Source organism: Stanieria cyanosphaera PCC 7437 (assembly GCF_000317575.1).
Taxonomy (GTDB): Bacteria; Cyanobacteriota; Cyanobacteriia; order Cyanobacteriales; family Xenococcaceae; genus Stanieria; species Stanieria cyanosphaera.
Genome location: NC_019748.1, coordinates 1523293 through 1536216, shown reverse-complemented (window position 1 = coordinate 1536216; position 12924 = coordinate 1523293). Strand labels below are relative to the sequence as shown.

The 12924-nt window shown below is 36.3% G+C and carries 15 protein-coding genes; 5 read left to right on the top strand and 10 right to left on the bottom strand.

The annotated features are described in order from the left end of the window. The first annotated feature begins 6 nt into the window (after nt 1-6). From STA7437_RS06725 to STA7437_RS06715, 3 genes are read left to right on the top strand one after another with little or no spacing between them, the layout of a single operon-like run. Nucleotides 7-261 (top strand): hypothetical protein, encoded by a 255-nt coding sequence (locus STA7437_RS06725; protein WP_015192624.1) that lies wholly within the window; start codon nt 7-9, stop codon nt 259-261. A 7-nt stretch (nt 262-268) separates the two neighbouring features. Then, nucleotides 269-670 carry a type II toxin-antitoxin system VapC family toxin gene (locus tag STA7437_RS06720; protein ID WP_015192623.1) on the top strand — a complete coding sequence of 134 codons (402 nt, stop codon included), beginning with the start codon at nt 269-271 and terminating at the stop codon, nt 668-670. A 26-nt stretch (nt 671-696) separates the two neighbouring features. Next, complete coding sequence (locus tag STA7437_RS06715; RefSeq protein ID WP_015192622.1) at nt 697-1419, top strand: DevA family ABC transporter ATP-binding protein; 723 nt, start codon at nt 697-699, stop codon at nt 1417-1419. A gap of 96 nt (nt 1420-1515) precedes the next feature. Here STA7437_RS06715 and STA7437_RS06710 read toward each other — a convergent pair whose 3' ends face one another. The 5 genes from STA7437_RS06710 to STA7437_RS06690 form a co-directional block, all read right to left on the bottom strand. Next, nucleotides 1516-3075 (bottom strand): serine/threonine-protein kinase, encoded by a 1560-nt coding sequence (locus STA7437_RS06710; RefSeq protein WP_015192621.1) that lies wholly within the window; start codon nt 3073-3075, stop codon nt 1516-1518. A 23-nt stretch (nt 3076-3098) separates the two neighbouring features. Continuing rightward, the gene (locus STA7437_RS06705) at nt 3099-3542 is read right to left on the bottom strand and encodes a hypothetical protein (RefSeq protein WP_015192620.1); all 444 of its coding nucleotides are present in this window, start codon (nt 3540-3542) and stop codon (nt 3099-3101) included. A 65-nt stretch (nt 3543-3607) separates the two neighbouring features. After that, nucleotides 3608-4792, bottom strand: a complete 1185-nt coding sequence (locus tag STA7437_RS06700) for an anhydro-N-acetylmuramic acid kinase (RefSeq protein ID WP_015192619.1) — start codon at nt 4790-4792, stop codon at nt 3608-3610. Between the two features lie 94 nt (nt 4793-4886). Continuing rightward, nucleotides 4887-6020, bottom strand: coding sequence for a quinone-dependent dihydroorotate dehydrogenase (locus STA7437_RS06695; RefSeq protein WP_015192618.1), 1134 nt, complete (start codon nt 6018-6020; stop codon nt 4887-4889). 102 nt (nt 6021-6122) lie between these two features. After that, the gene (locus tag STA7437_RS06690; protein WP_015192617.1) at nt 6123-6359 is read right to left on the bottom strand and encodes a hypothetical protein; all 237 of its coding nucleotides are present in this window, start codon (nt 6357-6359) and stop codon (nt 6123-6125) included. Between the two features lie 330 nt (nt 6360-6689). Between STA7437_RS06690 and STA7437_RS06685 the strand changes: the two genes are divergently transcribed. Then, the gene (locus tag STA7437_RS06685) at nt 6690-7133 is read left to right on the top strand and encodes an Hsp20/alpha crystallin family protein (RefSeq protein WP_015192616.1); all 444 of its coding nucleotides are present in this window, start codon (nt 6690-6692) and stop codon (nt 7131-7133) included. Between the two features lie 173 nt (nt 7134-7306). Here STA7437_RS06685 and STA7437_RS06680 read toward each other — a convergent pair whose 3' ends face one another. Together STA7437_RS06680 and STA7437_RS24745 are read right to left on the bottom strand one after the other, a co-directional pair. After that, the gene (locus tag STA7437_RS06680; RefSeq protein ID WP_015192615.1) at nt 7307-7639 is read right to left on the bottom strand and encodes a hypothetical protein; all 333 of its coding nucleotides are present in this window, start codon (nt 7637-7639) and stop codon (nt 7307-7309) included. 185 nt (nt 7640-7824) lie between these two features. Then, nucleotides 7825-8163, bottom strand: coding sequence for a hypothetical protein (locus STA7437_RS24745; RefSeq protein WP_015192614.1), 339 nt, complete (start codon nt 8161-8163; stop codon nt 7825-7827). A 57-nt stretch (nt 8164-8220) separates the two neighbouring features. On the opposite strand from STA7437_RS24745, the gene STA7437_RS06670 reads away from it, so the two are divergent. Next, nucleotides 8221-9057 (top strand): DUF6940 family protein, encoded by an 837-nt coding sequence (locus tag STA7437_RS06670; RefSeq protein ID WP_015192613.1) that lies wholly within the window; start codon nt 8221-8223, stop codon nt 9055-9057. 151 nt (nt 9058-9208) lie between these two features. On the opposite strand, the gene STA7437_RS06665 is transcribed toward STA7437_RS06670, so the two are convergent. The 3 genes from STA7437_RS06665 to STA7437_RS06655 all read right to left on the bottom strand — a co-directional run bounded on the left by STA7437_RS06665 (nt 9209) and on the right by STA7437_RS06655 (nt 12911). Next, nucleotides 9209-9424 (bottom strand): hypothetical protein, encoded by a 216-nt coding sequence (locus STA7437_RS06665; protein ID WP_015192612.1) that lies wholly within the window; start codon nt 9422-9424, stop codon nt 9209-9211. Between the two features lie 231 nt (nt 9425-9655). After that, nucleotides 9656-10108, bottom strand: coding sequence for a hypothetical protein (locus STA7437_RS06660; RefSeq protein WP_245562080.1), 453 nt, complete (start codon nt 10106-10108; stop codon nt 9656-9658). A 70-nt stretch (nt 10109-10178) separates the two neighbouring features. Continuing rightward, nucleotides 10179-12911 (bottom strand): valine--tRNA ligase, encoded by a 2733-nt coding sequence (locus STA7437_RS06655; protein ID WP_015192610.1) that lies wholly within the window; start codon nt 12909-12911, stop codon nt 10179-10181. Between the last annotated feature and the right edge of the window lie 13 nt (nt 12912-12924).

Sequence of the window (12924 nt, the reverse complement as noted above, 5' to 3'; positions counted from 1 at the left end):
AGTACTATGACAGAACTACCAGATTTACAGCAGACAATTGCTAACTTGACTAGAGCGCAACTAGAAGAAATTATTACAGAAATTGCCAAAGATACTATTAAACAAGAAATGATGATTAACCAGCAAAATCAATCGCAATCTGTTTATAAAGCATCTCAATCTTTAAAGGAAACTTTTGGGATCTGGGACGATGAACGAACCGATGAGGAAATTATTAAAGAAATTTATGATAGTCGCAATAGTAATTTAACATCAACCTAATTTTGTCGTGAAATATTTGCTTGATACTGACATTTGTATCTATTGGTTAAAAGGTAACACTACGGTTAGAGATAAATTTAATCAGGTGAATTGGACAGAAATAGCTATTTGTGTAATTACTGCCTCAGAACTCTATTTTGGTGCATACAATTCTAATAAAATTGCTAAAAACTTAAAAACTGCTGAAACTTTTATTCAATCTCTTATAGTTTTACCTTTGAGTAATAATACCATCAAAAAATTTGGTCAATTAAAAACACAACTTCGTCAAGTAGGAACACCTGTAGCAGATTTTGATTTACTTATTGCTAGTGTTGCTTTGACAGAAAACTTAATTTTAGTTACTAATAATACTCGTCATTATCAACGTATTGTAGGGTTAAAGCTAGATAACTGGAGCGTTAAGTGAAGTAAATATTTTAGGTCTATTTAAAAATGAACTATCAACTATTAACTATCAACCAAGAACTATCAACTAATAATCCAGTAATTGATATCAAAAATCTCGATCACTTTTTTGGTAAAGGTACATTAAAAAAACAAATATTATTTGAAATTAATTTAACTCTTTATTCAGGAGAAGTAGTAATTTTAAAAGGCCCATCAGGTTCAGGAAAAACTACTTTATTAACTTTAATGGGAGGATTGCGATCGCCTCAATCGGGAAGTCTACAAGTTTTAGGACAAGAATTAGTTGCTGCTAAACCAAAACAATTAGTCGAAATTAGAAGAAATATTGGTTATATTTTCCAAGCACATAATCTTTTAAAATCTCTAACTGCCAGACAAAATGTCCAGATGTCTGTAGAGTTACACAATCATTTTTCGGCATCAGAAATTAAGACAAAATCTATTGCTATGTTAGAAGCGGTAGGATTAGGAGATCGCGTTGATTATTATCCCCATGATTTATCTGGTGGACAAAAACAGCGAGTTGCGATCGCTCGCGCTTTAGTTTCTCATCCTAAATTAGTTTTAGCTGATGAACCAACAGCAGCTTTAGATAGTAAATCAGGTCGAGATGTAGTCGATTTAATGCAAAAATTAGCCAAAGAACAAGGTTGTACTATTTTAATCGTTACTCATGACAATCGTATTTTAGATGTTGCTGATCGAATTATTGAATTAGAAGACGGTCGAATTACTGTTAATTCTTAAACTTAATAATATTAGTAAAATATATCTTTTTCTTTGTCAACAAAATACACTTTTATCAGTTCTCAATTGTCAATCAACAATCAACAATTAATCAATTTATGACATATCTTTAGCAAAATTTGTATAGTTTGTTTCCATTTTTAATAATATTTTAGGTTTAATTTTTTCTAACTCTCTTCGTAAAATTTCTTTAGAGCTTTGCGGGTTACTAGTACTCGGAGATAATTGAGCAGTATTAGTCCATTGTTTGAGCATATTACAATTATAAGCATTAACTTTAGAAGCTAAAGCATTTTGACATTGACTGCCTCGATCAATTGCAAAAAATAAAATGCGATAAGAACCGATATCTGATAAAGTACGGACTAATTTTTGTCCTTTAGAAGATTTAAGATCTATGTAACAAGGTAGCCAACGAGGTCCTATTTCTCTGTGAAACAAAAGAGTAATCCATAACAACATGGGATGAGGATTATTTAAATATAAAAATTGATTGTAGCGAATACTAGACATTCGTTTATTGATATCTTGATAATCTAGCATGACAAAAATACTTGGAATATCTCCTAAAGGAGTATTAATTAAATTAGAAAAAACAATTTTTTGTAAAGGTTTATTATCGGGCCAAGAAATTTGTAAACAGATTTCTGTTAAAGAAGGCAATGCTTCAACAGTGCGGTCTTGTTCAGAATTTAAAGTTACAAACGGAACATTACTAATTGTTTCATCTGAGTTAAACTTGGCAGAATGAAAAGAATTAAAGTTAATTTTATTACTATTATTTTTTTGTTGAAGGGAATCAATTACATTGAGAATTTCTCGAACATTTTGAGGGCGATTTTCTCTAGCTTTAGCCATACAACGTATAACCAAATCTTGCAATTCTTGAGGTATTTTTAAACTAAGTTCAAAAGGTTCTGGCTGAAAATCATGATGCGCTTGATACCAACCTCCAAAAGAAGAATTTTGAGGCAAAATCGGCATATCCGTAGTTAACATTTCATACATCATTATGCCCAGACTATAAATATCTGAGCGATGATCTAACTCTTTGCCTTCCATTTGTTCGGGAGAACAATAAGCTAAAGTTCCCATAAAAGATTGAGTTTGAGAAGCATCAGCTAAAATTAATTTAGCAATACCAAAATCTAAAATTTTGGCTATTTCCCCTAAAGTAGGGTCTTGAATAATAACGATATTACTAGGTTTAATATCTCGATGAATAATGGTACATAATTCTCCATTAAAAACAATGCCTTGATGAGCAGATTCTAACGCTAAACAAATATGACGAGTAACAGTCAAAAATCGGGACAATGAAAGAGGTTGATAGCGTAGAACACTATCTAAATCTTCCCCTAAAAGAAATTCCATTACGTAGAAAGGAATATTCTGTTCGTCTACGCCATAGTCTTTAACTCTAACTACATGAATACTTTTTTCTCCTAACAATGCCGAAATAGTCGCTTCTCGCTCAAAGCGATCGCGCATATTATTATTTAATAATGCCTGAGATAAAAACTTAACTGCTACAGTTACTCCCCCAAGTATAGTATCTTTAGCCTTGTACACCCTTCCCATTGCGCCTTCTCCTACCAATTCTGCGAGTTGGTAACGATTGGCTAATATACGACCATAGTTAGGATCTTTATTCATATTCATACAAATAAAATTAAAATTTAAATTTGGCGTTTGAGAGTAACTTCCATCGTATTTTTGAGATGGTGACCAGCTAAAATTCCACCAGAAAAATGATAAGTATCCTCGTTTAAACGATAAAAAGTATCAAAACCAGTGTGTCGTTGTGTCGCTCCTATTAACCAGTAACATTGAATTATAGAGGTTGGACCAATCCAGCCTTCTCCTTCTACTCTGCCCCAAAGACTATGCTGGAGAACGTAAGTATAATATTTTCCTTCAGAATCGAGATGACCTTTATATTTGAGGGCAATTTCTTCTTGATAATTATCTCCTAATACTAATTTACTAACCATGGTGAACCAGTTTTGCTGTTTCCAGGTGATCACTGTTATGCCTTGTACCGGGGAGGGTATTTTATTTTTTTCTAACCAATAGCCATCAAAACTCCAATTTCCTGGTTCTAATAAAAAACGATGAGTCACAATTTTTTTTTGACGAGGTAATAACTAAAACTTTTTCATTGAGTGGTACTATAAATTAAAAAATATTAATCAGAACGATTATTTTGATTGGCAATCGGATAACTAACCTCACCTAATAAAGCTTCCTGGGTAGCTCCAGTTACTTGAGGTAAATTACCGGGAACTGAGTAGCAGAATCGCCAATAAGCCAAGACAGCAAAAGCGATCGCTTCTTTAAAATCCCCATTGATGCCTAACTCATCTGTAGTTAATATCTGTGTCGATGTTAACTCAGCTTGCAGTCTTTGTCTCAGATAAAAATTACGACTACCACCTCCACAAAGGATTACTTCATCAGGTAGTTGCGGTAAGAAATGACGATAACTATCAGAGATAGAAGCAATAGTCAATTCAGTTACAGTCGCTAACCAGTCGGCTGGCTCAAGTTTTTCAATTTGAGCTTCTTGCCAACACTGGTCTAGATAAAGTTCACCAAATAGTTCTCTTCCCGTGGATTTCGGTGGTGGTTGAGTAAAAAAATCTTGTTTTAACCACTGAGAAACTAACTTAGTACAGGGAGTACCTTGAGCAGCCCAACTACCATTGTGATCATAGTTTTGACGACCATTAGTTAATCGTTGTACTGCCAAATCCAAGAGTGCATTACCAGGACCTGTATCCCAACCGCAGACTTGTTGAATCCAGTTTAACTCATGATTAGCTGGTAAATAAGTGACGTTACCAATTCCACCAATATTTTGAATTGCTCTAGATTTAGTTGGGTGAGATAGTAAACAAGCATCAATTTTAGAAACTAAAGGTGCGCCTTGTCCTCCCGCAGCCAAATCTGCTTGACGAAAATTACTTATAGTAGGAAGACCAGTCAAATTAGCAATTACTGCACCTCTTCCGAGTTGTACACTATAACCAAGTTGAAATGGTTCTTGAGCAGTTGCAGGCATTGGAGGTCGATGAAATACGGTTTGACCGTGAGAACCAATTAACTCAGCTTGAGGATATTCATTTTGAATTGAGCGTGCAGCAAGGGCAAATTCTCCAGCGATCGCATCATCTAATTGAGCTAATTGCTCTACGGATAAAGATATTCCGCCACAAACTGCTAAAATTTGCTTCCTTAGTTCTTGTGGATAAGGATAGGTATGACCTGCTATCAGTTTTACCTGTAAATCTTCTTCTTTTCCTTCAACTTCTACTAAAGCAGCATCAATCCCATCGACAGAAGTACCGCTTATTAAACCAATAACTTTCATAAACTAGGATAATAGGATTTCGCTCTAGCTTAGACTCAGATTTTTCATCTGTCATGTGGAAGAAAATTTTTAAATAGAACCCAAAAACAAATTGTTATCGATGTTCTAATCCCACTGCTGCTGAAATATCTGGTAAATTATATCGGTTTAATTTAGTTAACAATCCATTTAAAACATTTGGTACTAACCAAGGCCCTTCATAAACCCAGCCAGTGTATACTTGCAGTAGACTAGCACCAGCAATAATCTTTTCCCAGGCATCTTCGGCATTAAAAATACCACCTACGCCGATAATTGGAATTGAGCCGTTGGTTTGCTGCCAAATAAATCTAATTATTTCTGTAGATCTTTGTTTAACTGGCGCACCGCTAATTCCTCCTGCTTCATCTTTAATGTGATTGCCCGTTGCAGGAACAATGCTTGTTTTCAAACCATCACGACGAATAGTCGTATTACTCGCCACAATTCCCGCCAAACGATAAGTTTTGACTAAATCTATTACTTTTGTAACCGCTTCCCAATCTAGATCGGGTGCAATTTTAATTAAAATCGGTTTTTGTGATTCATTTGCTGTCTGTAAAGTTGATAAAATCGGTTCTAGTTGTTCACTTGCTTGTAACTGTCGTAAACCAGGAGTATTAGGAGAACTAACATTAACCACAAAATAATCTGCCAACTCATTGAGCATGAGAAAACTTTCTAAATAGTCTCCTGCTGCTGCTTCTAAAGGAGTAATTTTAGACTTACATAAGTTAATGCCAATGGGAATTTGTCGTGGTGAGGCTTGCCAAGTTTGTTCTAGGGTATCTGCCATAACTGCTGCACCCAAATTATTCGCTCCCATGCGATTTAAAGCAGCGTAGTCTAATGGTAAACGAAATAAACGAGGACGAGGATTGCCTGATTGAGCATGAAAAGTAACTGCTCCTAATTCAGCAAAACCAAAGCCAAAGCTAGACCAGACTCCCGCTGCTACCCCATCTTTGTCGAATCCTGGAGCTAAACCCAGGGGATTATTAAAATTTAGTCCCCAAAGCTGTTGTTTTAATCGAGAATCTTGACAACAAAACGATTTTTCTAATTGTTGTAAAGTTAATTTTCCCCAAGTACTACGCTCAGATTTTTGTAGTTGATTAAGCAGATCGAGAAGTTGGCGGTGAGAAGTTTCTGGATCGTTTTTAGCAGCAAATAATAGTAAAGGATAAAAAGATTTAGCAAAATTCAGCATTCTTTTAATTAATTACATTGTTATCTTAGTCAATGTTATAAAAATTAAGTATATTTATTTCAAAATTTTTTTGATTATTTAATTAAAAAACCAAAATTTAATTTATTTGATGCTTAATTGTTGATAGAAAGATAGTTGTTCTAAAATCTCTTGAGGGATTTTTTGATAACAAGTAACTAAATTCAAAGGTACTCGGCTATAAAAGAATTTAACCTGTTGTTTTTTAATAATAAGAGCAAAATTAGGCATTTCTTGACGACAATCAAGACAATACCAAGCTATGGTGTTACTTTTCCAATGACGCAATAAACGATTGGAGCAACAAGGACAATCGTTCATTTAAGTTTTAATTTTATAATTAGTGTTTTTTATTTTTTATTAAAATTTCTCTTTAAATCTAACTAATGCTTAAAGAATTGTCATTAAAAAAAGATTAGAATCTATACTTAGGTTAAGTAAGTCAACCTAATTCTTCATAAAATATGGGAAGTGTAGAGAAGCGAAATTTCATGGCTTGAAGATGTCTGTGCAGAAACTACTACTGTCTATGGGATACAAGCCACACTTACTTTGTGAATGATGGTCTTATTAAGATAGGGATAACAAATCAAACATATCGAAACTCTAAGTTAATCAACTATCAAACCATTAATTCAAGGAGACACAATCATGACTTTAGTACGTTACAATCCCTGGCAAGAAATGAACACTCTACAACGTCAATTAAACAGATTATTTGATGATGTTTTGACTCCTGATAATTGGGCTGAATTTGGTAATTTAGCTAAAGTTCCCGCAGCCGAACTAAGCGAAACCGATGAAGCTTTTCACCTCAAACTAGAAGTTCCTGGCATGGAAGCCAAAGATTTAGACATTCAAGTAATGGCTGATCGAGTAGCAATTTCTGGTGAAAGAAGATCTGAAATCAAAGAAAAAACTCGTTCTGAATTCCGTTACGGTAAATTCTCTAGAGTAATTCCCCTACCCGCACGGATTCAAAACACCAACGTTACCGCAGACTACAAAGACGGTATCCTCAACCTCACTCTACCCAAGTCTGAAGAAGAAAAGAATAAAGTAGTGAAAGTAAATCTAGGTGAAGCTACTGCATAAATTTTCAAGGGTAACGAATCAATAGCGATATAGATTAATCGGATACCCAGTTGCAACTATGTGGCTGGGTTTTTCTGTTATGGAGCGGTCTCCAAGAGAACGCGAAGCTGTCACGCTCCCTCCAACTAAAACTTTCTCGAAATCCAAGTAACTTCTTTTAGCGCGAATACAATTTAGAAATTAACGTTCCCACTGCTGTAAATTTTGAAAGCGAGTAAACCCACTAACACCAGGCCTCCGAGCGTTCGACGGAAGTAGTTAACCCCTTCAAAAAGTTCCAGCCACGCCCAAGTAAACAAAGCACCAAATGCTACTAAATCCAATCCTGTTTGGAGTTTGCTATTTGTAAATAGAGGTTGAAGTAAAGTCGCTGTTAATCCAACTATGATCGGGAGATTGGGCTTCTGCGCCAGAACAATCCTGCCTTCGCTGTCTCTAAATGTGCGATCAAATAACGTTGTTTGCCTCGCCTTAATCTCTGGCTCGTGGTTTAATTGGGATGACATCTATTCTGCCTACATACTGATCAAAATAAATGTTAACAATGTCGTAATTTTTATAAATCTCTCTAAAGTCTTAACACCGCAGTAAGTTTTCTTTGGCTACTGTTTCTCAGTTTAGCCCTTTAATGTGACAGTTTCGAGAAAAAAATCTTTTAGCGACCAAAATTTCTCTTCCGCTAACCAAACACCTAATTGGTTGCATCTTTAATAGATTTACCAGCCTCCTCTATCGCTTCACCAGCATTATTAATAGTTTCTTTGATAGTGTTGCCAGCATCATTAAGTCCTTCTTCCGTGGCTCCTTTAGCATCTTCTATAGCCTTCCCTGCATCTTTTCCAGCTTCTTCTATCGCTTTGCCAGCATCTTCCCCAGCTTTTTCTATTTGACTTTCTACTCCTTCATTATTGGGGGTTTGAGTTGAATCTTGTTGGCAAGCTCCAAATAAAAAAGATAAGCTCAGAAATAAAGGTAAAGTTACTTTTTTTATCACGATCGCTCTAATGATTTTAGTTTGATAATCCATCATTTTTTAGATTATAAATCCCTGCCCTGCTTGAAGAGTGATTTTTAAATTACTAATTAATTGACTTTCAATTCTCTCTACAAAGCTTTTCCCGTAGCAGAATCACACCGCCTTAAAGCTTTCTTAATTCAATATCCCACTCTAAAAAAGCTAGCGATCGCTGAAGGAAATGATATCGCTAAACTATTTCATGGGGTTTATTCTTCAGAGCAGAAAGATGATCCGAAACTGCCAGAATTATCATTGAAAAGTACGGGGAAATATTACCCCAAGAAGAACTTGAGTTTAGATAATGATATGTGGAAATCCCAGCGCGAACTAATTGATTCTGACCGTATCCATAAAATTTCTATCTTTTGTAACGATAAACAGCTAACTTATTCTGAAGTAATCGAACTGTGGCAACGGGATAATAACTTTAGAGAGTTTTTCATCTCTCTGTTAGCCGACACGCCCATGACAGCTTATTTTTGGGAAACACCACCAGTTACTAAATCTAGTGTAAAGCGAGAAGTATTTGAATTTGTCCTGATTGATAGTCCCAAATTAGCTGACCTAGAACCAGACCCTAGTGACTTCAGACAACATTTTGAATCGGCAAGCTCTGAAGTTGTAACCTTTCCCAATCTAGGAAACGATGCTTTACTTGTCGTACCTTGTCCCATTACTGATATACCACAGAGTACTCATATAGCTGCTTTTGTCCGAAATGCACCCGAATCTCAACAGCATTTATTATGGCAAACCGTCGGACGCGAGCTAAAACAAAAACTTAACGAGCAGCCGATCTGGGTCAGTACATCGGGGTTAGGAGTTTACTGGCTTCACGTTAGATTGGATTCAATTCCCAAGTATTACTGTTTTGAACCATATAAGCAAAAATTAAACCTTAATTAGTAAAGCTTCAGCTATTTGCTGCCGTTCTTCAGTCAAACGGTGCGATTCTGATTTACCACTACGACGATACCAGCTTACGAGTAACTAAAGCAGCATTAGTTTGGGGATTGCCATTACTGTCGTCCCATCTTTCCATTGCACTCGCACCAATTTATTTGTCTACATCTACAATGGTGCTACCACCAGGAATATGCGCGGTAATATTTTGTTTGTGAGCCACTGTATTTTCTGATTGTTGTTCGTAGGTAAACTCCTGCTCCTTTTGTGCTGCATCTGCTGTTCCTTCTTTGTGAGCTTCTCTCTCGATATAACTAGAAGGTGTTTTAGCTTTAGAAAAGTCTACGGGTCGATTATTTTGGTCTGTCATAATTTTTATTCAAATGCTTCTGTTTACAGTGTCAAAAAAGCTTCAAATAAATTAATCCTTCCAAAGAAAGAAAAAGATTTTAATTAAAAATAAAATAAACTTTTCTTTATCTAACGTTAATGTTTTAACCTTTGCTGAAACTGACCTAGAAATTGTCTAGATTCGGTTAGGCTATAAGAGTCAAAGTAAGCGATCTCGGCGAAGCCTACGCCGAAGGCGACCGCAACTTAATTAAGTACCAGAATTACTAGATTGGCTTTCTCGATTTTCTTTAAGAGTTTGCTCTAATTCTTGTAATTGTTCGCGACGAGTTTCAATTTCTAAAAAACGACGGTTTAACTCTAAACTTTGAGCCGTAATTTCTTGTCGCCACTGCTCGATTTTTTCTTGTTCTGCTGCCAAAAATTGAGAATTAATTGAGTTTTTATGGAGATATTGTTTGACTAGATTTAAAACCCAATCTGTTGCGGTGGAGATGCTAATTATTTGTTTTTCTTCCCCATACTCGACCAAAACTAATACTCCTTCACCCAAAGATAACTTCTCTGTTAATGGCACAACATAAGGCTCATCAACTTCCCAAATTTTCTCTGAATATTGATGGGCAAGAAACTGTAATTCCATCTCGCCTGAAGTGGGATTTTTTTGAATTTGAGCTAAATGTAACATAGCTGTTTTAAGCACTGGTCATTAGAGTTATGGGGAAATAATAGAATTAAAGTTGACAGATTGAAAAAAATGACCATCTACCTAATTACTTCAGACGGTTTAATCGTTCTCGTAAAATCTCTGCTTGTTTTTCTGCTTCTGCCAGAGCTTCTTTTGCACCTTGGACTACTTCGGCTGGTGCTTTGTTAACAAAGCCTGGGTTGCTCAAACGACCAGATAAAGATTTCACTTCTGCTTCTACTTTAGCTAAATTTTTCTCTAATTTACTACGAAGTGCAGCAATATCAACAATACCTGTTAAAGGAATTAAGGTTTGGATGGTGCCAATTACGCCAGCAATTGCTTGTCCGTAATCTTCGGTTAAGCTTTGAGTAAGTTTGAGTTGTTCAACTTTGGCTAAATCTTGGATGTAAGTTTTCCCTGATTCAATTGTCTGAATTTCTTGAGAATTTTCCGTTTGTAGGATTACTGTGATTTTAGTTCCTGGTTTAATACCCGCTTCTGCTCGTAAATTGCGAATAGTGCGAATTACACCGAAGATTAAATCAAAATCTTGCTCTAGTTCGGGATTAATTAGATTTGCTTGAATTTCAGGATAGTTTTGTAAAGCAAGTACTTCTTTCCCCTCTACTTGGGTGAGAGTCTGCCAAATTTCTTCAGTAATATGAGGCATAAAAGGATGCAGTAGTTTTAAAATACCTTCTAAAATATAAGCTAAGGTTTGTTGGGCAATGCAACGAGATTCAGAACTATTATCTTGCCAAAGTCGAGTTTTAATCAGTTCAATATACCAATCGCAAAAATCACCCCAAATAAAATCATATAGTCCGTTAGCTGCTTCGCCTAAACCATAAGCTTCGATGTAATTTCTGGTTTGTTTAACTACTTGATGATAACGAGATAAAATCCAGGCATCGCATAATTCCAAATTCTCTAGATCTGGTTCGCCTAGTTGCTGTGGTGTTTTACCGTCTAGATTCATCATTACAAATCTAGCAGCATTCCAAAGTTTGTTAGCGAAGTTACGAGATGCTTCTACAGAAGAGGATTCATCGGTTTGGCGGTCATAATCAAAGCTGATATTTTGTCCTGCACCTGCTACTTTTTTAATTAAGGTATAGCGCAGCGCATCCGCACCATATTTATCAATCATTAACAACGGATCGATGCCATTGTTTTTGGATTTGGACATTTTTTGTCCTTTTTCATCCAATACCAACCCGTGGATATAAACATCTCGAAAGGGCATTTGATTGGTGAAATGTCCTGCCATCATCGTCATTCTAGCTACCCAGAAGAAGATAATATCAAAACCAGTAACTAGGGTAGTAGTAGGATAATAGGTTTTTAAATCAATAGTTTCTTGAGGCCAACCCATTGTTGAAAAGGGCCATAAACCAGAAGAGAACCAGGTATCGAGGACATCATGATCTTGTTCTAATTGAATATTTTCCCCGTATTCGGCAATAGCTTTTTGTCGGGCTTCTGCTTCGTTATAGGCAACAATGTAGGGAGTAGTATCGGTAATCTCTTCATCTGTTTCTGAGACTACGTACCAAGCAGGAATTTGATGACCCCACCACAACTGACGTGAGATACACCAATCCTTTAGTTTAACTAACCAATCACGATAGACTTTTTTCCAGCGATCGGGTACATAGTGAGGAGAATCCTGTTGGTCTAAAAATGCTAAAGCTTTAGTTGCTAGAGGTTCAATTTTAACAAACCATTGGGTAGAAAGAAGTGGTTCAACTGGAACTTTACCGCGATCGCTATAAGGAACACTATGTTTATAATCTTCTACCTTAACTAATACTCCTAATTCTTCTAACTTTTTAACTACATTTTTACGGGCAACAAAACGATCCTGTCCTTCAAACTCTCCTGCATTTTCATTGAGAGTACCGTCCTTATTCATGATGTTGATGAAGGGCAAGTTATGCCGTTGTCCCATTTCAAAATCGTTCGGATCGTGGGCAGGAGTAACTTTAACACAACCAGTACCAAACTCAGGATCGACCAACTCATCGGCAAAAATCGGAATCTCTCTTCCTATAATTGGTAGAGTTAAAGTGTTACCGATTAAATTTTTATAGCGCTCATCGTTAGGATTAACTGCTACCCCCGTATCACCCAACATCGTTTCAGGACGAGTAGTCGCTACTTCAACATAACCATTTCCATCACTAAGAGGATAACGAAAATGCCAGAGATGTCCGTCTACTTCTTGATTCTCTACTTCTAAATCCGAAACTGCTGATTGAGTAGCAGGACACCAATTAACTAAATAATTACCTCGATAAATTAATCCTTCTTCGTGGAGTTGAATAAAAGCAGTTTTGACGGCATGAGATAAACCCTCATCCATTGTAAATCGCGACCGCGACCAATCAACCGAAACCCCAATTCTTCTTAATTGATTGAGAATAGTGCTGCCTGACTCTTCTTTCCACTGCCAAGCTTTAGCTAAATAAGTTTCTCTGCCAATATCGTAGCGAGTTGTTCCTTCTGCCTTTAGCTGATTATCTAAAATGGCACTCACTGCAATACTGGCGTGATCAGTACCAGGTAACCAGAGGGTATTGCGTCCAATCATTCTGTGATAGCGGATCAGCGTATCAATTAAAGAATGTTCAAAAGCGTGTCCCATATGAAGACTACCTGTAACATTCGGTGGCGGAATGACAATACAATAGGGTTCACCTGGATGATTGGGATCGGCTTTAAAAACTTCTTGTTCTTCCCAGTATTTTTGCCATTTAGCTTCGGTATCAGTAGGGTCGTATTGAGCAGATAGAATTGGTGTAGTTGCAGTCATAAACTAGCCTGGG

Coding starts and splice junctions, on each gene's coding strand:
- STA7437_RS06685 (WP_015192616.1), top strand. CDS start 6,690: ATGACTTTAGTACGTTACAATCCCTGGCAAGAAATGAACACTCTACAA.
- STA7437_RS06680 (WP_015192615.1), bottom strand. CDS start 7,639: ATGTCATCCCAATTAAACCACGAGCCAGAGATTAAGGCGAGGCAAACA.
- STA7437_RS06695 (WP_015192618.1), bottom strand. CDS start 6,020: ATGCTGAATTTTGCTAAATCTTTTTATCCTTTACTATTATTTGCTGCT.
- STA7437_RS06715 (WP_015192622.1), top strand. CDS start 697: ATGAACTATCAACTATTAACTATCAACCAAGAACTATCAACTAATAAT.
- STA7437_RS06700 (WP_015192619.1), bottom strand. CDS start 4,792: ATGAAAGTTATTGGTTTAATAAGCGGTACTTCTGTCGATGGGATTGAT.
- STA7437_RS06725 (WP_015192624.1), top strand. CDS start 7: ATGACAGAACTACCAGATTTACAGCAGACAATTGCTAACTTGACTAGA.
- STA7437_RS06665 (WP_015192612.1), bottom strand. CDS start 9,424: ATGACAGACCAAAATAATCGACCCGTAGACTTTTCTAAAGCTAAAACA.
- STA7437_RS06710 (WP_015192621.1), bottom strand. CDS start 3,075: ATGAATAAAGATCCTAACTATGGTCGTATATTAGCCAATCGTTACCAA.
- STA7437_RS06655 (WP_015192610.1), bottom strand. CDS start 12,911: ATGACTGCAACTACACCAATTCTATCTGCTCAATACGACCCTACTGAT.
- STA7437_RS24745 (WP_015192614.1), bottom strand. CDS start 8,163: ATGATGGATTATCAAACTAAAATCATTAGAGCGATCGTGATAAAAAAA.
- STA7437_RS06690 (WP_015192617.1), bottom strand. CDS start 6,359: ATGAACGATTGTCCTTGTTGCTCCAATCGTTTATTGCGTCATTGGAAA.